Source organism: Streptomyces sp. NPDC087270 (assembly GCF_044744625.1).
GTDB lineage: Bacteria > Actinomycetota > Actinomycetes > Streptomycetales > Streptomycetaceae > Actinacidiphila.
This window is the reverse complement of the sequence record NZ_JBIUYR010000012.1, coordinates 258283-280226: the sequence shown is the minus strand read 5'-3', so window position 1 is coordinate 280226 and position 21944 is coordinate 258283. Positions and strand designations below refer to the sequence as shown.

The window sequence follows — 21944 nt, the reverse complement described above, 5'->3', positions numbered from 1 at the left end:
CCGGTCAGGACGTGAGCGGGCGCAGCGGGAGCGCCGCCCAGATCACCTTGCCGCCGCCCGGGGTCTGCGCGATGTCGCAGGAGCCGCCCGCCTCGTCCGTGATCGTCTTGACCAGCACCAGGCCGCGCCCGCCGGTGCGCGCGTGGTCGGTCTCCAGCGCCTTCGGCCGGTACGGGTGGTTGTCCTCCACCGCGATCCTGATCCACTCGGGGCCCACCGCGAGCTCGACCGCGACCTCGGGCGAGAGCACCGCGGCGTGCTTCACCGCGTTGGTGACCAGCTCGGAGACGATCAGCAGCAGGCCGAAGAGCGTGTCGTCGTCGATGGGGACGCCCTGCTCGTGGACGAGCGCGCGCACGCCCCGCCGCACCTGCGGCACCGAGGCGTCGACCGTGGGAGCGGTGAACCGCCACACCCCTTCGTACGGTCGTGGAACCGGAGCCGGTGTCGGGGCCTGACCGAGCGGGACACTCCCGCGGACCTCCATGACCGCACCCACCATCGCTTTCGCGTGACATCGTCCGACAGGACCTGCCGAGGCGTCCGCCCGGGGAACCGTGGCTGCCGGGAGGACCGGGAGAATCAGCCTCACCCGTCGAGTGTCCGCGTCTGTTGCACCTGCACGTGCAGGAGACCGCAACTCCACGACTTTGCGCGTTTCGCGATCGGATCGGACCGGAGGCGATCGGCTGCGCGTCGGATACCGACCGCCGGGTGTGTGGTCGGGGCGGTCGGGGCCGGGGCGGCACGCGTGGTTAGGATCGTCCGGCGGCACCTGGACGGTGCTCGTGCACGCACGAAGGAGCACCTGATGTCCCGGTTCGGCCCCGGTCTGCTGGTGAGCACCGAGGACGGTGCCGCGACCGTCACCCTCAGCAACTCGGCACGGCGCAACGCGATGACGCTCGGCATGTGGCGGGCGCTGCCCAGGGTGCTGGCCGGGCTGGCCGCCGACCCCGGAGTACGGCTGGTGGTGCTCACCGGCGAGGGCGAGGCGTTCAGCGCGGGTGCGGACATCTCGGAGCTGGCCGATCCCGAGGGGCGGCGGGCCGCGCAGGAGGCCGCGCTCGCGGCCGAGGAGGCGCTCGCGGCGTTCCCCAAGCCCACGGTGGCCGCGGTGCGCGGTTTCTGCGTCGGTGGCGGCTGCCAGCTCGCGGTCGCCTGCGATGTGCGGTTCGCCGCGCGGGGGGCGCGGTTCGGGGTGACCCCGGCCCGGCTCGGCATCGTCTACCCGGCTGCCTCCACCCGGCGCCTTGTCGCTCTCGCGGGGTCCGGCACCGCGAAGTACCTGCTGTTCTCCGCGGAGCTGATCGACGAGGAGCGGGCGCTGCGGACCGGTCTGATCGACGAGGTGGTCTCCGACGGGGACGAACTGGACGCGCGGGTGCGCCGGTTCGCGGAGGTCCTCACGAGTAGGTCGAGGCTCACGCAGGCCGCCGCGAAGGAGTTCGCGGCGGGGGAGCCGTCTGCTGAGCGTGTCGCCTACTGGGCCCGGCAGGCCGCGGAGAGTTCTGAGGCGGCGGAAGGGGCCGAGGCGTTTCTCGCGGGGGGTTGGGCTTCGGCGACGCCCCGCCCTGCTCCGTAAGACCGTCACGCGACCTTCTCGGGGCTCGGGCTCCCCCGGGGCAGCCCACGCCCCACCCTGCCCCGTCAGGCCGTCACGCGACCTTCTCGGCGCTGTGGCTGGTCGCGCCGTTCCCCGCGCCCCTGATATTCGCTCGGGCTCCCCCGGCGCAGCCCCGCCCCACCCGGCCCCGTCAGGCCGTCACGCGACCTTCCGCCCGCTGCGGCTGGTCGCGCCGTTCCCCGCGCCCCTGATATTCGCTCGGGCTCCCCCGGCGCAGCCCCGCTCCACCCGGCCCCGTCGGGCCGTCGCGCGACCTTCCGCCCGCTGCGGCTGATCGCGCAGTTCCCCGCGCCCCTGATATCCGCTCGGCTCCTCCGCGCCTCGGCCGCGCTCCTGATATTCGCTCGGCTCCTCCGCACCTCGGCTGCGCCCCTTGGGGAATGCTCGGCTTTGTCAGGCCACGCGGGTGGCTCCGGGGCGTTCGCGTTTGGTGGGGCCCTGGGGCATCGCGGGGTGGCGGCCGAGGAGGAGGACACCGGCGACGACGGCGGCGAGGCCGGCGGCTTGGAAGGCGAGGGCGAGGGGGGTGACGCGGATCTGGTCGCCGAGGAAGCCGATTCCGCAGGCGATGCCGGCGAGGGGCTGGGCGGCGGTGAGGGCGGGGAGGGACATGCGGAGGGGGGCGGCCTCGAAGGCGGACTGGACCAGGAGTATGCCGGTGATGCCGATGCCGAGGACGGCGTAGGGCTGCCAGCTCACGAGGAGCTGGTCGAGCCCGTCGTCCTCGACGATGGACCCGCAGATGCGGGTGAGGGCGTCCTGGAGGCCGTAGATCAGGCCGGCGGCGAGCGCGAGGAAGGTGGCCTCGGAGGACGGCTGGAGGCCCTTCGCGTAGAGGGTGACCAGGAGCGCGAGCCCGGCCACGATGCCGAACACCAGCCAGTGCCGCAGCGCGCTCGCGACGTGCCCGCCGCTGTGCGGCTGCCCGGCGACGATGAACGCGGTCACGCCGAGCGCGAGCAGCGCCACCCCGCCCCAGCCGCTCCAGCCCAGCGGTTGGCGGGTGAGCCAGCGCGACAGCGCCATCGCGAACAGCAGGTTCGTGGCGGTGAGCGGCTCGACCAGGGACACCTCGCCGTGGGTGAGCGCGATCGCGCTGAGCACCTGGCCGGCGACCATGAACCCGACGCCCAGCAGCCAGTCCGGCATCCGGATGAGGTCCAGCAGCAGCCGGAACGAGAGGATGTCCGCCCGCGGCGCACGGGCCGCCGCGCGCTGCTGCAGCACGAACCCCAGGCCCAGACAGCAGGCGGCACCTACGCCGAGCAGGAACACGGCCACGCCGTCACTGTAGCTCCCGGACCTGGGCACGTCCGGCGTTGGCGACCTCCGGCCCGGCGCGTGGCGCCGGTCAGGGCAGCGCGCTCGGCACGGTCTGCGCGCCCTCCCACACCGTGAGGAAGGCCAGCCGCAGGCACGCGGCGAGCGCCGGGTGCTCGATGTAGAGCGCGGTGGTCGCGTCGGTGCCGGCCACCGGGTCGGGCATGTCGCACAGGACGAGCGACGCGTCGGCCACCACCAGCTTCAGCGGCAGCTCCGCGGCGAACCGGCTCTCCTCCCCCGCCGCGCCGAACCTCCGCACGTTCTCCAGCACTTCGCCGTCGGCCAGCGCCTCGTTGGTGTAGATCGCCCGGACCGAGCCGCCGGAGCGGCGCAGCCGCCGGACGACCTTGATGCCGGTGGCGTTCAGCGGGGAGGCGACGAAGGGCGGCTTGCAGAAGCTCAGCAGCTCCTGCCGGGCCTGCGCCTGGATGTCGGCGAACGCCTCGGCGATCGACTTCGGGTCGCGCAGGATCTCCACGTAGTCCATCGGCACGGTCTGGGTGCGGCCCTCGGTCCAGACCGGCAGCAGCGCGGCGGTGAGCGCGGAGGACATCCGGTCCAGCCGCTCCAGGGTCTCGCGCTGGTGGGCCATCAGCCGGGCGACGGCGAGTTCGGGCGCGACCGCGGAGAAGGTGGCCACCCGGCCCGGCCGGGTGGTGGCCAACCGCCGCCTGACCAGCGCGTCGAGCACGTCGTAGACCCGCTGCCGCGGAACGTCCGCCTCGCGGGCGACCTCGGCCGCGGTGTAGGACTCGCGGCGGACCAGAGCGAGGTAGACCCGGGCCTCGTAGCGCGCCAGACCCAGTGCGACCAGGTCGCCGACTGGCTCTTCCTCCGTCTCCATGAACGACGACCGTATACGGCGGAGATCGTCCGGCGGAAGCGACCGGGGGGACACTCGGGCACAAGTCGAGGGCAATCCTTTACCAACACCCGGTAGTTCCTTGACGATACTCCTCACTACCTTCATCTCGTCACCACTCAACGGGGTGGCAGTGAACAGAAGTTGGCATCGGCTCCACCTGTTCCACGGGCTCCACACATTCCACCGGCTCCATCAGTGTCGCCCGTTTCCGCCCGCTCCACCCCGTTCACTCGCACCCCCGTTCCACCTCCGCCCCACCAGTGCACGTGCGCCACGCGAAGTCCAGGCGCGCCATGGCATGGCTTGTCATGCTCTTGACATATTCGGCCATGGACGCCCTCGTCAGGATTTCCCCCCCATGGAGGGCAGTTCATTGCAGCTCAGTACCGGCCCGGTCAGACGGGTCTTCCGGCGCGCGACCATCGCGGCGGTCGCCGCGGGCGCGCTCCTGACCGGCGGCATGTACGCCGCCACCGCCGCCACCGCGGCTCCCGCCACCAGCACGACCTCCGCCGCCGCCCCCGCGGCGAGCGGCAACGGCACCGCGGCCGTCGGCCCCGCCGCCGGCAAGGACGCCCAGCACCTGTGCGCGACCCCCAGCAAGGGCCAGATGGCCTGTATGGCGCTGGCCCGTACCGACGTCGCGCACCACCTCGGCATCTCCCCGAACGCGACCCCGTCCGGCTACGGCCCCACCGACCTGACGAGCGCCTACGCCCTGCCGAGCGGCGGCTCCGGCCAGACGGTCGGCATCGTGGACGCCCAGGACGACCCGAACGCCGAGGCGGACCTGGCCACTTACCGCTCGCAGTACGGCCTGCCGGCCTGCACCACGGCCAACGGCTGCTTCAAGAAGGTCAACCAGACCGGCGGCACCAGCTACCCGACCGCCGACTCCGGCTGGGCCGGGGAGATCTCCCTCGACCTGGACATGGTCAGCGCGGTCTGCCCGCAGTGCCACATCCTGCTCGTCGAGGCGACCAGCGCGAGCATGAGCGACCTGGGCACCTCGGTCAACGAGGCGGTCACCCTCGGCGCGAAGTACGTCTCCAACAGCTACGGCGGCGGCGAGTCCTCCTCCGACTCCAGCTACGACTCGTCATACTTCAACCACCCGGGCGTCGCCATCACCGTCAGCGCCGGTGACGAGGGCTACGGCGCGGAGTACCCGGCCGCCTCGAAGTACGTCACCGCGGTCGGCGGCACGGCGCTCAACCGCGCCAGCGGCACCACCCGCGGCTGGACGGAGTCCGTCTGGAACACCTCCAGCTCCGAGGGCACCGGCTCCGGCTGCTCGTCCTACGACGCCAAGCCCACCTGGCAGACCGACACCGGCTGCTCCAAGCGCACCATCTCCGACGTCTCCGCGGTCGCCGACCCGGCCACCGGCGTGGCCGTCTACGACTCCTACGGCGCCAGTGGCTGGCAGCAGTACGGCGGCACCAGCGCCTCGTCGCCGATCATCGCCTCGGTCTACGCCCTGGCCGGCACCCCGGCCGCCGGCACCACCCCGGCGTCCTACCCGTACGCGCACACCGGCTCGCTCAACGACGTGACCAGCGGCTCCAACGGCAGCTGCAGCGGCAGCTACCTGTGCACCGCCGGTCCCGGCTACGACGGCCCGACCGGCCTCGGCACGCCCAACGGCACCGCTGCCTTCACCAACGGCGGCTCGACCGGCGGCAACACCGTGACGGTCACCAACCCGGGCAACCAGTCCACCCAGACCGGCACCGCGGCGAGCCTCCAGATCCAGGCCAGCGACTCCGCCTCCGGCCAGACCCTCAGCTACAGCGCGTCCGGCCTCCCGGCCGGCCTGTCGATCAACGCCTCCACCGGGTTGATCTCCGGCACCCCGACCACCGCGGGCACCTCCAGCGTCACGGTCACCGCCAAGGACGGCACCAACGCGTCCGGCTCGACGTCCTTCAGCTGGACCGTGAGCACCTCCGGCGGGGGCGGCGGCTGCACGGCCTCCCAGCTGCTGAGCAACCCGGGCTTCGAGTCCGGCACCACCGGCTGGACCTCGTCCTCGGGCGTGATCGACAACAGCACCGACGCCCCGGCGCACTCGGGCTCCTACAAGGCGTGGTTCGACGGCTACGGCACGACCCACACCGACACGCTCTCCCAGTCGGTGACGATCCCCGCCACCTGCACCAGCGCGAGCCTGTCCTTCTACCTCTACATCAGCACGGACGAGACGGGTTCGACCGCGTACGACAAGTTCACCGTCGCGGCCGGCTCCAGCACGCTCGCCACGTACTCCAACGTCAACGCGAGCAGCGGCTACGTGCTGAAGACGGTCAACGTCTCCTCCCAGATCGGCAAGACCTTCACCCTCAAGTTCACCGGCTCGGAGGACTCCCTCTACGCCACGTCGTTCCTGCTGGACGACACGGCGGTCAACGTGAGCTGATCCACCGCGCTCCGGCGCACCGAGACCACGTGGTCCGGGCCGCACATGAGGCGGCCCGGGCCACGTGACCATGTCCGGGGAGCCGCGTCCGGGGAGCCTCGTCCGGGGTGGAGCGCGGGGTGGAGCGCGCCCCGGGCTCCCTCACGTGGCCGCCGTCAGGCGCCGGCGCAGGCGGGTGGCGTCGCGGGCGGGCGGGAGGCCGTAGTGGCGGCGGTACTCGCGGTTGAACTGGGTGGCGCTGGCGTAGCCGACCTCTTCCGCGACCAGGACCGCGGTGGTGCCGCCGGTGATGAGGCGGCGACGGGCCTCCTGGAGCCGCAGGTGCTTCTGGAAGCGCAGCGGGCTCATGCCGGTGGCGGCCTTGAAGTGCCGGTGCAGCGTGGCGGGGCTCATGTGGGCGACGGCGGCGATCGCCTCGACGGTGAGCGGCTCGCGGAAGTGCGCACATATCCAGGCGGCCGCGGCGCGCACCCGGGAGGCGGCCGTGTCGGCCGGGGTCAGCCGGCGCAGCATCGGGCCGAGCGGACTGCCGAGCAGCCGGTAGAGGATCTCCGCCTCGATCCTGGGGGCGAGCGCGCCGATGTCGTCAGGGGTGTCGAGCAGCCGCACCCAGCGGGTGACCGCGTCCACGATCTCCGGGGTCATCGGCGCGGAGATCTGCCCGTCCTGGCTCGCGGGCGCGAGCGGCCGCCGGTCCGCGCCCTCCAGTTCGAGCAGCAGGTCGGCGAGCACCCCTCCGTCCAGCCGCATCACCGCGGCCCGGTAGGGCAACTGCTCGAAGACGGCGGTGACCGGCAGGATCAGCGAGTTGAAGAACATCTCGCCGCGCCGGGTCCCCCAGCTCCGCTCGCCCGCGGTGGAGTGCTTGGCGCCCTCGGCGATGAAGCAGATCATCGGCACGTAGAGCAGGTCCGCCGGCGGGACGGGTGCGTCGAGGGCGACCACGGTCAGGCGTGGCACCGCGCTGTCGCACCACATGCCGTCGCTGTGCCGGGCGACGGCCGCCGCGAGCTGGTCCACCGTGGCGCTCCTTCCGATCCGGTTGAGAGTATCGGGCAACAATATGCGATCAGCGCCCCATGCCCCGGAGCGGCTGTCTTCCTAGTGTGGAGGCATGGCACACAGCAACGAGACCGGCCAGGACGACACGGCCGGCCGGAACCGGATGAACGGTACGAGCAAGACGAGCGGCACGCGTGCCGGCGGCGGAGGCGGCACGGACGGTACGGGCGGGACCGGCGAGACCGGCGAGACCGGCGAGACCGGCGGCGGGGCGCTGCCGCAGCGCCGGCTCGGCACCCAGGGCCTGGAGGTCGGCGCGATCGGGCTGGGCACGATGGGCATGACGATGGCGTACGGCTCGGGCGACGAACCCGGCGGCATCGCGACCATCCGGCGGGCCCGGGAACTGGGCGTCACCTTCTTCGACACCGCCGAGCTGTACGGCATGGGCACCGGCAGCAACGAGCGCCTGCTCGGCCGCGCGGTACGGGACTTCCGCGACGAGGTGGTGATCGCCACCAAGTTCGGCTTCGACCTCACCGACCCGGAGCACGTCGGCACCCGGCTCGACAGCCGGCCCGCGCACATCCGCGAGGTGGCCGAGAACAGCCTGCGGCACCTGGGCACCGACCGGATCGACGTGCTGTACCAGCACCGCGTCGACCCCGACGTCCCGATCGAGGACGTGGCCGGCACCGTCGGCGAGCTGATCGCCGAGGGCAAGGTGCGCTTTCTCGGGCTCAGCGAGGCCGGCCCGGACATCATCCGGCGCGCGCACGCGGTGCATCCGGTGTCGGTGCTCCAGACCGAGTACTCGCTCTTCGAGCGCGCCGTGGAGGCCGATGTGCTGCCGGTGGTACGCGAGTTGGGCATCGGCTTCGTGCCGTACTCGCCGCTGGGCCGCGGGTTCCTCACCGGTGCGGGCAAGCCGGCCGCGGAGTACCCGGCGGACGACATGCGCAGTTGGGACGACCGCTGGCAGCCGGGCAACTACGAGCGGAACGTGGCCGCCGTCCGCGAGTTGACCGCGCTCGCGGAGGGCAAGGGCATCACGGTGACGCAACTGGCGCTGGCCTGGCTGCTGGCGCAGGGCGAGGGCATCGTGCCGATCCCGGGCACCCGCAGCCCGCGGCGGCTGGCCGAGAACGTCTCGGCGGCACGGGTCGCCCTGACGCCGCAGGACCTCGCCCGGGTCCGGGAGATCCTGCCGCGCGGCGCGGCCGGGTCGCGGTATCCGGAGGAGATGATGCCGTCCTGGTGAGGCCGCCCCGACGAGTGCGGCCGGCACGCTCGCTGCCCGGGAGGACCGGGTGACCCGCTCCCGCTGACGCGTTCCGCGGCGCCGGACGGCTCCCCCCGCCGGCCGGCGCCCGGTGGCTCGCGTCAGTGCTCGGTGATGCGCCCCTCGGCCACCTCGATACGGCGGGTGGTGTGCACCGCCTCGAGCATCCGGCGGTCGTGGGTGACGAGCAGGAGCGTGCCCTCGTACGAGGCGAGCGCGGACTCCAGTTGCTCGATCGCGGGCAGGTCGAGGTGGTTGGTGGGCTCGTCGAGGACGAGGAGGTTGACGCCCCGGGCCTGGAGCAGGGCGAGCGCGGCGCGGGTGCGCTCGCCCGGGGAGAGGGTGGCGGCGGGGCGCAGCACGTGCGCGGCCTTCAGCCCGAACTTGGCCAGCAGGGTGCGGATGTCGGCGGGTTCGAGGTCGGGCGCGGGCGCCCGGAACGCGTCGAGCAGCGTGTCGTCGCCGCGGAAGAGCCCGCGGGCCTGGTCGATCTCACCGACCACCACGCCCGGGCCGAGGGCCGCGTGCCCCTCGTCCAGGGGCAGCCGGCCGAGGAGGGCGGCGAGCAGCGTGGACTTGCCGGAGCCGTTGGCGCCGGTGATCGCCACCCGGTCCGCCCAGTCGATCTGGAGGTCGACCGGCCCGAACCGGAAGGCGCCGCGCCGCACTTCGGCCTGCCGCAGGGTGGCGACCACGGCGCCGGAGCGGGGCGCGGCGGCGATCTCCATCCGCAGCTCCCACTCCTTGCGTGGCTCCTCGACGGTGTCCAGCCGCTCGATCATCCGGTCGGTCTGGCGGGCCTTGGCGGCCTGCTTCTCGCTGCTCTCCGTCCGGGCCTTGCGGGCGATCTTGTCGTTGTCGGGCTGCTTGCGGACGGCGTTGCGCAGGCCCTTGTCCATCCAGCCGCGCTGCATCCGGGCCCGGGCCTCCAGGCCCGCCTTGGTGTCGGCGTACTCCTCGTACTCCTCCCGGGCGTGCCGCCGGGCGATCTCGCGCTCCTCCAGGTAGGCCGCGTAGCCGCCGCCGTACGTGGTCACCTGCTGCTGGGCGAGGTCGAGTTCGACCACGCGGTTGACGGTGCGGGCCAGGAACTCGCGGTCGTGGCTGACCAGGACGGTGCCGGCGCGCAGGCCCGCGACGAACTTCTCCAGCCGCTCCAGCCCGTCCAGGTCGAGGTCGTTGGTGGGTTCGTCCAGCAGGAACACGTCGTAGCGGCTGAGCAGCAGCGAGGCCAGGCCGGCGCGGGCGGCCTGGCCGCCGGACAGCGCCCGCATCTGCGCGTCGAGGCCCACCCCGAGGCCGAGCGAGCCCGCGGCCTCCTCCGCCCGCTCGTCCAGGTCGGCGCCGCCGAGGTCCAGCCAGCGGTCCAGGCTCTCCGCGTACGCGTCGTCGGCGCCGGGCGCCTCGTCCACCAGGGCCTGGGTGGCCGCGTCCAGCGCGGCCTGCGCGGCCGCGACCCCGGTACGGCGGGCCAGGAAGGCCCGTACGGTCTCGCCTTCCCTGCGGTCCGGCTCCTGCGGCAGGTACCCGACGTTCCCGGTCGACGGCGACAGCCGCACCGAGCCGTCCTCGGGGGTGCCGATCCCGGCGAGCAGCCGCAGCAGCGTGGACTTGCCGGCTCCGTTGGCTCCCACGAGGCCGACCACGTCGCCGCCGGCGACCACCAGGTCGAGCCCGCTGAACAGTGCCCGGTCGCCGTGCCCGGCGGCGAGGTTCTTCGCTACAAGTGTCGCGCTCATCAGGCCGGGGATCTTACCGTCTCCCCCCGGGCTCCCGCCGCTCCATTACCCCCGCCGCGCCCGGCCCTGCCCGGCCCGGCCCGGATCTGCCCTGCCCTGCCCGTCAGGGTCTGGACCCGACCAGGCCGGCGTCGTAGGCGAGCCGTTGCCGATCGCGACGAGGACCTCGCGCTCGCGTTCGCTGAGGTCCTTCAGCCGGGGGTCCTGGGCCCCGGCCGGGTCGTTCGCAGCGAGCACCTGGTGGGCGTAGGCGTCCAGCAGCCGTCGGGTCAGGCTCGGCGCCACCACGGCCTCGCCGGTGGCCACCGCCTGGATGCCCGCCACGAGCTCCTCCGGGCGGGCGTTGGACCGTCTGCTCCCAGCAGCCTTCCCCCGCGCGCTGCAACGTCTCCACGCTCGTCACCGTGCGCATCGTGAAGACGAAGGAGAAGTGCCCGGGCCGGTAGGGCCGGATCAGGTGCGGAGCGCGGCCGGCAGGTCGTGGAGGGTGCGCAGGACACGGATGCCGTCGGCGGGCGGGGAGTCCGGGGCGCCGGGGTCGCGCCGCACCCAGTACGCCCGAAGGCCGGCGTCCCGGGCGCCGAGGGCGTCCACGGCGTAGTCGTCGCCGACGTACGCGACCTGGTGGGGCGGCACGTCCAGCTCCGCGCACCCGGCGTGGAAGATGCTCGCCGCGGGCTTGGCGGCGCCGTGCACGTCGCAGCAGACGAACGCGCCGCCGAGGTAGGAGAGCAGCCCGACGCAGGAGAGTTTGTGCCGCTGGGCCTCGGCGCCCGCGTTGGAGACGACCCCGAGGCGGTAGTGCGGCGCGAGCCGGCGGAGCACCGGCGCGGCGTCGTCGAAGGCCACCCCGAGCAGGTCGCGCCGCATCGCGTACCGCCCGTACCACGCCAAGGCGTCCTGGCCGGACAGCCCGGGACGGCCCAGGAACCGCCGCACCCGGACCTGTTGCTGCTCGTGGAAGCTCAACTCGCCGGCCAGAAAACGTCCGTACTCCTCCGCCGTCACCTCCCGCCAGCGCGCGAGCGCGTCCGCGGGCGACCGGAACCCGTCTAGGCCGTGTTTTGGAAGTAGCGCCGTCCGCCCAAAGGGCGGGGCCCGTGGCGTCTGGTGCGTGCGATCGCAAGGCGGAGGGTTGTCCTCGTAGTGGGCCTACTCGGACAAGCCCGACAACGCAGCGAGCGTGCGTGCCAGGCGCCACGGGCCAGGCGGGACTTCCAAAACACGGCCTGGCGGCTCCGCCGCGAGGTGGGCGAGCAACCCGGCCTCCTCCGACGCCGCGTAGTCGAACAGCGTGCCGTCCACGTCGAACAGCACCCCGCGAATCGCCACCCCGCGCCCCCTCTTCCCGGCCCTCGGCCTCGCCGCGGTCCGCCGCTGTCGGTACCTGCCCGTGGATTCCCCGGTGCACGCCGGCCGCGCGCCGGTCTTTCCTCGGAAGAAGCCGCTCCCGAAAAATGCATGCGCGCTTGAATGTTTCGGGTGCCGCTGGCACCCTCGTGGAGCACCGTCCTGTCAGTTCCGTGGGCTTCGCTCGTCGAGGAGTGGCCGTGGCCGATCCGCAGGCAGTACGCGCCGTGTTGGAGGATCTCCGCGCGGAGGGTGACGCGCTGGACGGGCTGGTCGCGGGGCTCGGGGCGCGGGAGTGGGGTGCCGGCACGCCCGCGGAGGGGTGGACGGTGGCGCATCAGATCGCGCATCTGGCCTGGACGGACGGGCGGGCGCTGCTGGCGGTGCGGGACCCGGCGCAGTTCACGGCGGAACTGGGGCGCGGCGCGGTGGAGTTGGGCACGGCGGTGGCGGAGGGCGCCGCGGCGGGTGCGGCGGAGCCGTACGGGGAGCTGCTGGCGCGCTGGCGGAACGGGCGGGGGCTGCTGCTGGAGGTGCTGGCCGCGGCGCCGCCGGAGGCGCGGTTCCCCTGGTACGGGCCGCCGATGAGCACCGCGTCGGTGGCGACGGGACGGCTGATGGAGACGTGGGCGCACGGCGAGGACGTGGCGGACACCCTCGGGGTGCGGCGGGAGCCGACCGCGCGGCTGCGGCACGTCGCCCGGATCGCGGTGCGGGCCCGGGACTACGCCTTCTCGGTGCACGGGCTGACGCCGCCCGCGGAGCCGTTCCGCGTCGAACTGGCCTCTCCGGACGGCGAGTTGTGGACGTATGGACCGCCGGACGCGGAGCAGCGGGTGACCGGTCCCGCGCTGGACTTCTGCCTGCTGGCGGTACGGCGGCGGCACCGCGACGACACGGCGGTGCGCGCGCGGGGCGCGGACGCGGACGCGTGGCTGTCGGTGGCGCAGGCGTTCGCGGGGCCGCCCGGCAAGGGGCGGGCGGCGGCGGACGGCGGTGCGGCATGAACGCGCTGCGGGGCGCCGACTTCGACGAGCGGCGGGCGGTGATGCTGGAGCGGCTGGCGGAGGTCGCGGCGGCGCACGAGGAGGCGCTGGCCGGCGGCGGCCCGAAGTACGTCGAGCGGCATCGCGGGCGGGGCAAGCTGACCGCGCGGGAGCGGATCGAGTCGCTGCTCGACCCGGACACGCCGTTCCTGGAGCTGTCGCCGCTGGCGGGCTGGGGCAGCGACTTCACCACCGGCGCCTCGATCGTCACCGGAATCGGCGTGGTCGAGGGCGTGGAGTGCCTGGTGACCGCGAACGACCCGACGGTGCGCGGCGGTTCGAGCAATCCGTGGACGCTGCGCAAGGCACTGCGGGCCAACGAGATCGCCTTCGCCAACCGGCTGCCGGTGATCAGCCTGGTGGAGTCGGGCGGCGCGGACCTGCCCAGCCAGAAGGAGATCTTCATCCCCGGCGGCGCCCTCTTCCGCGACCTGACCCGGCTGTCCGCGGCCGGCATCCCCACCGTCGCGGTGGTGTTCGGCAACTCCACGGCGGGCGGGGCGTACGTACCGGGCATGTCCGACCACGTGATCATGGTCAAGGAGCGCTCCAAGGTGTTCCTCGGCGGGCCGCCGCTGGTGAAGATGGCCACCGGCGAGGAGAGCGACGACGAGTCGCTGGGCGGCGCCGACATGCATGCCCGCGTCTCCGGCCTCGCCGACTACTTCGCGCTGGACGAGCCGGACGCGCTGCGCACCGCCCGCCGGGTGGTGGCCCGGCTCAACTGGCGCAAGCAGGGCCCCGATCCGCGCCCGGACCCACGCCCGCCGCTCTTCGACGAGGAGGACCTGCTCGGCATCGTGCCGGGCGACCTGCGCACCCCGTTCGACCCGCGCGAGGTGGTCGTCCGGGTGGTGGACGGCTCGGCGTTCGACGAGTTCAAGCCGCTGTACGGGCCGAGCCTGGCGACCGGTTGGGCCGAGGTGCACGGCTATCCGGTCGGCATCCTCGCCAACACCCAGGGGGTGCTGTTCAGCGCGGAGTCACAGAAGGCCGCGCAGTTCATCCAGTTGGCGAACCAGCGGGACATCCCGCTGCTCTTCCTGCACAACACCACCGGCTACATGGTCGGCCGCGAATACGAGCAGGGCGGCATCATCAAGCACGGCGCGATGATGATCAACGCGGTCTCCAACTCCCGGGTGCCGCACATCTCGGTGCTGATGGGCGCGAGTTACGGCGCCGGCCACTACGGCATGTGCGGCCGCGCCTACGACCCGCGCTTCCTCTTCTCCTGGCCGAGCGCGAAGTCCGCGGTCATGGGCCCCGCGCAGCTCGCCGGGGTGCTGTCCATCGTCGCCCGCCAGTCCGCCGCCGCCAAGGGCCGGGCGTACGACGAGGACGCCGACGCCGCGCTGCGGGCCATGGTCGAGCAGCAGATCGAGGCCGAGTCCCTGCCGATGTTCCTGTCCGGCCGCCTCTACGACGACGGCGTCATCGACCCGCGCGACACCCGCACCGTCCTGGCCCTGTGCCTGTCCGCCATCCACAACGCCCCGGTCGAGGGCGCGCGGGGCGGCTTCGGCGTCTTCCGGATGTGAGGAGCTGGACCCGATGAGCAACGAGCAGGCGCAGGCGCGTACGCAGGAGGGCCCGGCGCGGAAGGATTCGGCGCAGGGCCCGGCACAGGAGGGCCCGGCTCGGAAGGATTCGGCACCGGCGCAAGCGGACCCGGCGCAGGGCCCGGCACCCGAGGGACGCGGGCCGATCCGGGTCCTCCTCGTGGCGAACCGGGGCGAGATCGCCCGCCGGGTGCTGCGCAGTTGCCGCGTGCTGGGCATCGGCACCGTGGCGGTCCACTCCGACCCGGACGCGGACGCGGCGCACGTACGGGAGGCGGACGGGGCGGTCCGGCTGCCCGGCGAGGCGGCCGCCGAGACCTACCTGCGCGGGGACGCGGTGGTCGCGGCGGCGCTGTCGGCGGGCGCGGACGCGGTGCACCCGGGGTACGGATTCCTGTCGGAGAGCGCGGAGTTCGCGGCGGCCGTGCGGGACGCGGGGCTGACCTGGATCGGGCCGTCGCCGCGGGCCGTGGCGGCGATGGGCTCGAAGACGCGGGCGAAGCAGCTGATGGCGGCGGCCGGGGTACCGCTGTTCGCGGCGCTCGACCCGGCCCGGGTCACCGCCGCCGACCTGCCGGTGCTGGTGAAGGCCGCGGCAGGCGGCGGCGGGCGCGGCATGCGCGTGGTCCGCGAACTCGCCTCGCTGGAGGAGGAGTTGACGGCAGCCCGGGCGGAGGCGGCGGCGGCCTTCGGCGACGGCGAGGTGTTCGTCGAACCGTACGCCGAAGGCGCCCGGCACATCGAGGTGCAGGTGCTGGCCGACGCGCACGGCACGGTGTGGGTGCTGGGCGAGCGGGACTGCTCGGTGCAGCGCAGGCACCAGAAGGTGGTCGAGGAGACCCCGGCGCCCGGCCTGCCCGCGACCGTACGCGCCGCCCTGCACGACGCGGCGGCCCGCGCGGCCCGCGCGATCGGCTACGAGGGCGCCGGCACCGTGGAGTTCCTGGTCGGCGCGGACGGACGGCCGTACTTCCTGGAGATGAACACCCGCCTCCAGGTGGAGCACCCGGTCACCGAGTGCGTCTTCGGCCTGGACCTGGTGGCGTGGCAGATCCGGATCGCCGAGGGCGCCGCGCTGCCTCCGCAGCCGCCGCGGCCGCGCGGACACGCCGTCGAGGCGCGGTTGTACGCCGAGGACCCGGCGCGCGGCTGGCAACCGCAGGCGGGCCCGGTGCACCGGCTCGAACTGCCCGACGTGGACGCCGAGTTCACGCTGCCTCCGGGCCGCGACGCGGGGTTGCGACTGGACTCCGGGGTGACCGGCGGGGACACGGTCGGCGTGCACTACGACCCGATGCTCGCCAAGGTCATCTCCTGGGCGCCGACCCGCGCCGAGGCCGTCCGCCGGCTGGCCCACGCCCTCGAACGCGCCCGTATCCACGGGCCTTTGACCAATCGCCACCTGCTGGTGGGCATCCTGCGCCACCCGGACTTCGCGGCCGCCCGGCTCGACACCGGCTTCCTGGAGCGGCGGTTGGCCGAGCTGACCGGGGAGCCCGGACAGGCGGCAGGCGATCCGGAGCGGCTCGCCGCACTGGCCGCCGCGCTCGCCGACGCGGCCGGCCGTACGGCGCCGGCGCCCCCTCCCCCGGCCCGCCCCACCCCGGTCGCCGCTCTCCTCGGCGGCTGGCGCAACCTCCCCTCGCAGCCCCAGCTCAAGCGCTTCCGCGCCGAGCCCTCCGGCACCGAGCACGAGGTCCGCTACCGCCTGACCCGCGACGGCCTGACCGCCGAGGGCCACGACGACGTCGTGCTCGTGTCGGCCGCGCCGGACCGCGTGGTGCTCGAAGTCGCCGATGTGCGGCGGACGTTCGAGGTGGCGGCCTACGGCGACCGGGTCTTCGTCGACACGCCCGCCGGCGGCGCCGCGCTCACCGCGCTGCCCCGCTTCACCGACCCCGCCGAGCAGGTCGCACCGGGCTCGCTGCGGGCGCCGATGCCCGGCACCGTGGTCCGGCTGGGCCGCTTCACGCCGGGCGACCGGGTGGAGCGCGGGCAGCCGCTGCTGTGGCTGGAGGCGATGAAGATGGAGCACGTGGTCACCGCACCCGCCGCCGGCACGCTCACCGAACTGACCGCCGTGGTGGGCCGCCAGGTCGAACCCGGCACCGTACTGGCCGTCGTCAAGGAGGACGGCGGCGCACCGGAGCAGGCACCGTGAACCGCGCCACCACCCACGTACCGGGAGGAACAGCGACCATGAGCACCGATGCCACCCCCTTCGACCGCGCACTGCTGGAGAGCGACGAGCGGCGCGCGCTGCGCTCGGCGGTGGGCGCGCTCGGCCGCCGCTACGGCCGGACGTACTTCACCGAGACCGTCCGGGCCGGCAGGCAGCCGGACGAGCTGTGGCAGGAGGCGGGCAGGCTCGGCTACCTCGGGGTGAACCTGCCCGAGGAGTACGGCGGCGGCGGCCAGGGGCTGGCCGAACTGTCCATCGTGCTGGAGGAGTTGGGCGCGGCCGGCAGCCCGCTGCTGCTGCTCGTGGTGTCGCCGGCGATCTGCGGCACCGTGATCGCCCGGTTCGGCACGCGGGCGCAGAAGGAGCGCTGGCTGCCCGGCCTGGCCGACGGCTCGCTGCGGATGGCGTTCGGCATCACCGAGCCGGACGCCGGCTCCAACTCGCACCGGATCTCCACCACCGCGCGCCGCGACCCGGACACCGGCGGCTGGCTGCTCACCGGCCGCAAGGTCTTCATCTCCGGGGTGGACATCGCCGACGCCACCCTGATCGTCGGCCGCACCGCCGACGCCCGCACCGGAAAGCTGAAGCCGTGCCTGTTCATCGTCGAACGCGGCACCCCCGGCTTCGAGTTCAAGCAGATCGAGATGGAACTGGCCGCGCCGGAGAAGCAGTTCCAGCTCTTCCTCGACGACGTCGCGCTGCCCGCCGACGCGCTGGTCGGCGACGAGGACGCCGGGCTGCTCCAGCTCTTCGCCGGGCTCAACCCGGAGCGGGTGATGACCGCCGCGTTCTCCATCGGGATGGGCCGCTACGCCCTGTCCCAGGCAGTGGAGTACGCCCGTACCCGGCAGGTCTGGCAGGCCCCGATCGGCACGCACCAGGCGATCGCCCACCCCCTCGCGCAGGCCCATATCGAGCTGGAACTGGCCCGGTTGATGATGCAGAAGGCCGCCCATCTCTACGACGCGGGCGACGACATGGGCGCCGGCGAGGCCGCCAACATGGCCAAGTACGCTGCTGCCGAAGCCGGCGCGAAAGCCGTCGACCAGGCCGTACACACCCTGGGCGGCAACGGGTTGACGGCCGAGTACGGCCTCGCCACCCTGCTCGCCGCGTCCCGGGTGGGCCGCATCGCCCCGGTCAGCCGCGAGATGATCCTCAACTTCGTCTCGCACCACACGCTGGGCCTGCCCAAGTCCTACTGACAGGAGTCCGTACGTGGCAACAGCGCCGCTGGTCCACCGGCACCTCGATCGGGGCATCGCCGTCCTCACCCTCGACTCCCCGCACAACCGCAACGCCCTGTCCGCCGACCTGCTCGACGGGCTGGCCGCGGAGGTGGGGCGGGCCGGCGAGGACGACGGCGTCCGCGCGGTGCTGCTCACCCACACCGGCACCACCTTCTGCTCCGGCGCCGACCTCAAGGACCGCCGGGTCCGGCAGGGACCGCGTCAACTGGCGGACCTGATGCGGCGGATGGCGACCCTGAAGAAGCCGGTGGTGGCCCAGGTGCGCGGGCACGTCAGGGCGGGGGGGCTCGGGCTGCTGGCCGCCTGCGACATCGCGGTGGCGACCGCCGGCGCCGACTACGCCTTCACCGAGTCCCGGCTCGGGCTCGCCCCCGCGGTGGCCTCGATGCCGGTGCTGGCCGCGGGCGACCAGCGCGCCCTGGCCCGCTACTTCCTCACCGGCGAGCGCTTCGACACCGCGGAGGCGATCAGGATCGGGCTGGTCACCGCGTGGGAGGACGCACTCGACGGCATCCTCGCCGGCCTGCGCACCGCCTCGCCGCAGGGCCTGGCCGCGACCAAGGAGCTGACCGCGGCGGCGCTGCTGAAGCGGCTGGGCGCCGACGCGCCGACGATGGCGCACCTCAGCCACCGGCTCTTCGAGTCCGCGGACGCCGCCGAGGGCGTGCGGGCGTTCCTCGAACGACGGGACCCGCCATGGGCGTTGTGAGCGACAGGACGGCCGCCGAACGCGAACCCGGCGAACACGAACCCGGCAAGCGCGAGCCCGCCGAACGCGAACTCGCCGACCGCCAACCCGCCGACCGCGAGCCCAAGCAGGACCGGGCCCGCGCCACCCGGCAGCGCATCCTGTCCGCCGCCGTCGCCTGCCTCGCCGAACACGGATGGTCCGGCAGCACCGTCGCCGTGGTGTGCGCCCGGGCCGGGGTGACCCGGGGCGCCGCGCAGCACCACTTCCGCACCCGCGAGGAGCTGTTCACCGCGGCGATCGCGCACATGGCCGAGGAGTGGCTGGCGGCCGTACGCGCCCGTGCCCGCGCGCTGCCCGGCAGCGGCCAGGACCGTACCTACGCCGTGGTGGACATGCTCGTCGCCGTACACACCGGGCCGCTCTTCCGCGCGGCGCTGCACCTGTGGGTGGCGGCCACCGACGAACCGGCGCTGCGGACCCCGGTGGCCGCGCTGGAGGCCCGGATCGGCCGGGAGGCGCACCGGCTCGCGGTGGAGTTCCTGGCCGCGGACGAGTCGGTGCCCGGGGTGCGGGAGGCCGTGCAGGCCACCTTGGACATGGCCCGCGGCCTGGGCCTGGCCAACCTGCTCAGCGACGACTCGGCGCGCCGGGCCGGCATCGTCCGGCAGTGGTCGCGGACGCTGGACGCGGTGCTGCGGCCCCCGGCGGCGTGAGGCGGACCACCCCGGCCGTGGCCCACCCGCCGGCACCCGCCCCGTGCGGTACGGTCCCGCCGCGCTACCGGTCCCGCCGCGTTACGGGTCCGCGTCAGTGCAGGGACGTGTCAGTGCAGGGACGTGTCAGCGGGGCCGGTGGCCATGCGGGTGAAGCGCACGGTCATCCCGTCCCGTTCCGGCGCGCAGCACAGCAGCCCGGCCCGCGCCTTGGCGTCCGGGTCGAGCCACGCCACCCGGATCGTCCGCCACGGCTCGTGCTCGCAGCGGGCCCGTACCGTCACCGCGTCGCCCGACCTGCTGACCCGGATCGTCACCTCGCGGCCCGCCCACTCCGGGACCGGGGCGAGCGACCAGTCCGAGGTGCCGTGCGTGACGACCGCGCCGAGCTGCGGCAGGCCGTCGGAGATCTCCACGCCCGCCTTGATCCAGGTCGAGGCGTCGACCCTGACCAGGGCGCCCGCCTGGTCGTACAGCTCGGTGAAGTCGGCGTGGAAGCCGACCTCAACGGCGGTGCCGGGCGGGAAGTCGGTGAGCAGGGCGTGGCCGTCGTCGTGCACGAAGCCGTAGCTCGTGGTGCGCCAGAAGTCGCTGCCCGAGCGGGCGGTGACCAGCAGGTCGGTGCCGTCGACCGCGACGTCCGCGGGCGGGTTGAGCCATTCTCCTTGCGACCAGGGCAGGTCACGCGGGACGGGGAGGGGCGAGGTCACGTATGTACCGCCGTTCTGAGCCGCAGAGTTGGTAGCCGAGCCAGATGTTGATCGCGAGCATAGGCGCGTTTCCGTCGTCGTTGGCAGTCGTGGCCTCGCGATAGCCCTTCGCGCGGGCCAGGTACAGGGACTGGGCCTTGGCGGCCTTGGCCAGGCCGCGGCCGCGGAAGGGGCGGCGGATTCCGGTGCCGCCGGACGCGTAGTGCCGCGCGCCGTCGGTCTGCGCGATGACCAGCCCGGCGACCTCGCCGTCCACCACCGCGACCGTGCTCAGGTCGGCGTCGAAGTCCGGCCGGTCCCAGTTCAGGGCGCGCCAGTCCGCGTAGCTGAGGCGGTCGGCGGCGACGTCGCCCGGTTCGTCGCCGAAGCACTCCACGTCCGTCCGCCACAGTGGCCGCGGGTCGCGCTCCCACGCGACGGCCGGCAGCAGCAGCACGCCGCGCGGCAGCCGCGGGCGGGCCGGCAGCGGGCCGCGGGGCGACAGGTCCAGGCGCAGGAACCGTGCCTCGCGGCCGGGGCGGTAGCCGTGCGCGGTGGCGAAGCTCTCGCACGCCGGGTCGGGGTGCGCCCAGGCAAAGCACGCGGTCGCTCCGATCGCGTCCAGGTGCGTCTCGGCGGCGGCCAGCAGCGCCCGGCCGGTGCCGCGGCCGCGGTCTGCGGCGGCGACGTTGAGGTTCACGAAGGCGGCGCCCGCGTCCTCGGCGTCGGCGAACAGCCCCGCCCGGGCGCACCCGACGATCCGCTCGCCGTCCACCGCGACCAGCAGCCGGCAGCGCTGCCTGGCCGGCATGGCCGTCGCCTGCGCGTGCACGCTCCTGGGCGTGGTGACCTGGTACGGCTCCTCGGCGCGTAAGAGCGCGCACAGAGCGTGGGCGTCGGCGGGCTCGTAGTCCCTGATCGCCACCATGCTGCCGCACCCTACGCGGCCGGTACGGGCCGCCGCCCTGGTTTTCGGCACTCTCGTCGGGCCCGGACGGTCCGGAACGGGCCCGACGGGTGGACCCTGGAAGGTGCGGGGGGTGGCACGCGCTTCAGGAGGCGAGCACCGTGCCCAGAAGCGGATACGAACCGATGCAGGCCCGCAGCGCGCTCCGGCTGCGGCTCACCTTCGCGCTGCTCGGGGTGGTGTGGGGCGTGGGCGCGGCCGTGGGCTTCGCGCTGGTGAACCTGCCCGGCTGGGCGGGGCTGTGCGCCTTCGTCGCGCTGGTCGCGGTCGGCGACATCTTCGTCGTCCGCTACCGGATGCGGCAGGGCGCCCGCTACCAGCCCGGCCGGGACGAGCCGCCCAATCCGCCGGTCGACCCCGAGGAGTCGCCCGGTCCGCCGGTCGAGAAGCCGGTCGAGACCCGCCACTTCCACGGGGCCACGCGGCGGTGAGCCCGGGCGGCGCGGCACCGGATGACCGGGGGGCCGGGGGCGCAACGGGGCGGGGCCGTCCACGCTCGAAGGGCCCGGCACTGAGTGCCGGGCCCTTCGATTCGTAGCGGGGACAGGATTTGAACCTGCGACCTCTGGGTTATGAGCCCAGCGAGCTACCGAGCTGCTCCACCCCGCGTCGGTGAACACCACCTTACGGGGTGGATGCCCGGGCGCCAAATCCATTCCCCCCGGCGCGGTGCGGCGGGCACGTATGGACACGGTGAGTGGTGGACCGGATGCGGCGGGTTGCGGATGCGGGCGGGCGCGCGGAATTGCCGAGGGGATCGCGGAAATGCCGAAGGGATCAGGGAACGAGGAGTTATCCACAGGCCCTTCGGCGGGCGGGAGGGGCCGCGGGTTAATCTCAGGGAGTCGAAGATCAGCGGGCCCGCGGCGCGGTCGCGGGAGTTGGCGAGCGGGATGAAGGAGGGCGTGATGGCCGGGGTGAACGCGAGTGCCGTGGCGGCGACCGGACTGATCGGGGGCTACGGAGTGGCCCGGTGGACCAAGCGGCGCGAGCTGGGCGGTGTGGCGCTGGCCGCGGCCGGCGTGGTGGCGGCGCGCGAGTGGCGTCGGAGCACCGGCGCGGTGCCGGCGGCGGCCCTCACGGGGGCTTACGTGGCGGCGTTCGCGGGTGCGCACCCGCTCGCGAAGAAGGTCGGCGCCTGGCCGGCCGTGTTCGCCGTGGCCGGGGGCATAGCCGCCGCGTCCTGGGCGGTCGCGGGGCGCGGCCGGTAGCAGCCGCGGGCCCCGCACTTCCC

At 74.0% G+C, this 21944-nt stretch carries 21 protein-coding genes and 1 tRNA gene; 11 read left to right on the top strand and 11 right to left on the bottom strand.

What is annotated here, in order from left to right:
* Positions 1-4: 4 nt before the first annotated feature.
* Entirely contained in the window at positions 5-487 is a 483-nt protein-coding gene (locus tag ACIPAE_RS24770; RefSeq protein ID WP_329363248.1) for an ATP-binding protein, read from the bottom strand.
* Between the two features lie 324 nt (positions 488-811).
* On the opposite strand from ACIPAE_RS24770, the gene ACIPAE_RS24765 reads away from it, so the two are divergent.
* Positions 812-1585 carry an enoyl-CoA hydratase/isomerase family protein gene (locus ACIPAE_RS24765; protein WP_402447935.1) on the top strand — a complete coding sequence of 258 codons (774 nt, stop codon included), beginning with the start codon at positions 812-814 and terminating at the stop codon, positions 1583-1585.
* Positions 1586-2020: 435 nt separating this feature from the next.
* Here ACIPAE_RS24765 and ACIPAE_RS24760 read toward each other — a convergent pair whose 3' ends face one another.
* The gene (locus tag ACIPAE_RS24760; RefSeq protein WP_329363251.1) at positions 2021-2908 is read right to left on the bottom strand and encodes a DMT family transporter; all 888 of its coding nucleotides are present in this window, start codon (positions 2906-2908) and stop codon (positions 2021-2023) included.
* Between the two features lie 70 nt (positions 2909-2978).
* Positions 2979-3794, bottom strand: a complete 816-nt coding sequence (locus ACIPAE_RS24755; protein ID WP_328471296.1) for a helix-turn-helix domain-containing protein — start codon at positions 3792-3794, stop codon at positions 2979-2981.
* Positions 3795-4173: 379 nt separating this feature from the next.
* Between ACIPAE_RS24755 and ACIPAE_RS24750 the strand changes: the two genes are divergently transcribed.
* The gene (locus ACIPAE_RS24750) at positions 4174-6234 is read left to right on the top strand and encodes a putative Ig domain-containing protein (protein WP_402447932.1); all 2061 of its coding nucleotides are present in this window, start codon (positions 4174-4176) and stop codon (positions 6232-6234) included.
* Between the two features lie 141 nt (positions 6235-6375).
* On the opposite strand, the gene ACIPAE_RS24745 is transcribed toward ACIPAE_RS24750, so the two are convergent.
* Positions 6376-7254, bottom strand: a complete 879-nt coding sequence (locus tag ACIPAE_RS24745; protein WP_329363254.1) for an AraC family transcriptional regulator — start codon at positions 7252-7254, stop codon at positions 6376-6378.
* A gap of 256 nt (positions 7255-7510) precedes the next feature.
* Here ACIPAE_RS24745 and ACIPAE_RS24740 point away from each other — a divergent pair, with 256 nt between their 5' ends.
* On the top strand, positions 7511-8497 hold the full coding sequence (locus ACIPAE_RS24740; RefSeq protein ID WP_329373752.1) for an aldo/keto reductase: 987 nt from the start codon (positions 7511-7513) through the stop codon (positions 8495-8497).
* Positions 8498-8619: 122 nt separating this feature from the next.
* Here the strand turns inward: ACIPAE_RS24740 and ACIPAE_RS24735 are convergent, their stop codons facing one another.
* The 4 genes from ACIPAE_RS24735 to ACIPAE_RS24720 form a co-directional block, all read right to left on the bottom strand.
* Positions 8620-10257, bottom strand: coding sequence for an ABC-F family ATP-binding cassette domain-containing protein (locus ACIPAE_RS24735; RefSeq protein ID WP_329363256.1), 1638 nt, complete (start codon positions 10255-10257; stop codon positions 8620-8622).
* Between the two features lie 45 nt (positions 10258-10302).
* Positions 10303-10581: a hypothetical protein gene (locus ACIPAE_RS24730; protein WP_402447930.1), complete on the bottom strand. Its 279-nt coding sequence runs from the start codon at positions 10579-10581 to the stop codon at positions 10303-10305.
* A 129-nt stretch (positions 10582-10710) separates the two neighbouring features.
* Positions 10711-11265: an HAD family hydrolase gene (locus tag ACIPAE_RS24725; RefSeq protein ID WP_366414299.1), complete on the bottom strand. Its 555-nt coding sequence runs from the start codon at positions 11263-11265 to the stop codon at positions 10711-10713.
* 144 nt (positions 11266-11409) lie between these two features.
* Positions 11410-11574 (bottom strand): hypothetical protein, encoded by a 165-nt coding sequence (locus ACIPAE_RS24720; protein WP_402447928.1) that lies wholly within the window; start codon positions 11572-11574, stop codon positions 11410-11412.
* Positions 11575-11807: 233 nt separating this feature from the next.
* Between ACIPAE_RS24720 and ACIPAE_RS24715 the strand changes: the two genes are divergently transcribed.
* From ACIPAE_RS24715 to ACIPAE_RS24690, 6 genes are read left to right on the top strand one after another with little or no spacing between them, the layout of a single operon-like run.
* Positions 11808-12614 (top strand): TIGR03084 family metal-binding protein, encoded by an 807-nt coding sequence (locus ACIPAE_RS24715; protein ID WP_402447926.1) that lies wholly within the window; start codon positions 11808-11810, stop codon positions 12612-12614.
* Positions 12611-14194, top strand: a complete 1584-nt coding sequence (locus ACIPAE_RS24710; protein ID WP_366413969.1) for a carboxyl transferase domain-containing protein — start codon at positions 12611-12613, stop codon at positions 14192-14194. Before ACIPAE_RS24715 ends, ACIPAE_RS24710 begins: the two co-directional genes overlap by 4 nt.
* A 13-nt stretch (positions 14195-14207) precedes the next feature.
* Positions 14208-16376: an acetyl/propionyl/methylcrotonyl-CoA carboxylase subunit alpha gene (locus ACIPAE_RS24705; protein WP_402447924.1), complete on the top strand. Its 2169-nt coding sequence runs from the start codon at positions 14208-14210 to the stop codon at positions 16374-16376.
* Between the two features lie 38 nt (positions 16377-16414).
* Positions 16415-17605 (top strand): acyl-CoA dehydrogenase family protein, encoded by a 1191-nt coding sequence (locus ACIPAE_RS24700; protein WP_402447922.1) that lies wholly within the window; start codon positions 16415-16417, stop codon positions 17603-17605.
* Between the two features lie 13 nt (positions 17606-17618).
* On the top strand, positions 17619-18359 hold the full coding sequence (locus ACIPAE_RS24695) for an enoyl-CoA hydratase family protein (protein ID WP_402447920.1): 741 nt from the start codon (positions 17619-17621) through the stop codon (positions 18357-18359).
* On the top strand, positions 18356-19054 hold the full coding sequence (locus ACIPAE_RS24690; protein WP_402447918.1) for a TetR/AcrR family transcriptional regulator: 699 nt from the start codon (positions 18356-18358) through the stop codon (positions 19052-19054). The genes ACIPAE_RS24695 and ACIPAE_RS24690 overlap by 4 nt, the downstream gene beginning before the upstream one ends.
* A 110-nt stretch (positions 19055-19164) precedes the next feature.
* On the opposite strand, the gene ACIPAE_RS24685 is transcribed toward ACIPAE_RS24690, so the two are convergent.
* Both ACIPAE_RS24685 and ACIPAE_RS24680 read right to left on the bottom strand, forming a co-directional pair.
* Entirely contained in the window at positions 19165-19764 is a 600-nt protein-coding gene (locus ACIPAE_RS24685; RefSeq protein ID WP_402447916.1) for a DUF1349 domain-containing protein, read from the bottom strand.
* Positions 19736-20671 carry a GNAT family N-acetyltransferase gene (locus ACIPAE_RS24680; protein ID WP_402447914.1) on the bottom strand — a complete coding sequence of 312 codons (936 nt, stop codon included), beginning with the start codon at positions 20669-20671 and terminating at the stop codon, positions 19736-19738. Before ACIPAE_RS24680 ends, ACIPAE_RS24685 begins: the two co-directional genes overlap by 29 nt.
* 140 nt (positions 20672-20811) lie before the next feature.
* On the opposite strand from ACIPAE_RS24680, the gene ACIPAE_RS24675 reads away from it, so the two are divergent.
* Positions 20812-21141, top strand: coding sequence for a DUF6343 family protein (locus ACIPAE_RS24675; protein WP_402447912.1), 330 nt, complete (start codon positions 20812-20814; stop codon positions 21139-21141).
* Positions 21142-21245: 104 nt separating this feature from the next.
* Here ACIPAE_RS24675 and ACIPAE_RS24670 read toward each other — a convergent pair.
* Positions 21246-21319 (bottom strand) — tRNA-Met (locus ACIPAE_RS24670).
* Between the two features lie 299 nt (positions 21320-21618).
* Here ACIPAE_RS24670 and ACIPAE_RS24665 point away from each other — a divergent pair.
* Positions 21619-21921 (top strand): hypothetical protein, encoded by a 303-nt coding sequence (locus tag ACIPAE_RS24665; protein WP_328471271.1) that lies wholly within the window; start codon positions 21619-21621, stop codon positions 21919-21921.
* Positions 21922-21944: the final 23 nt, after the last annotated feature.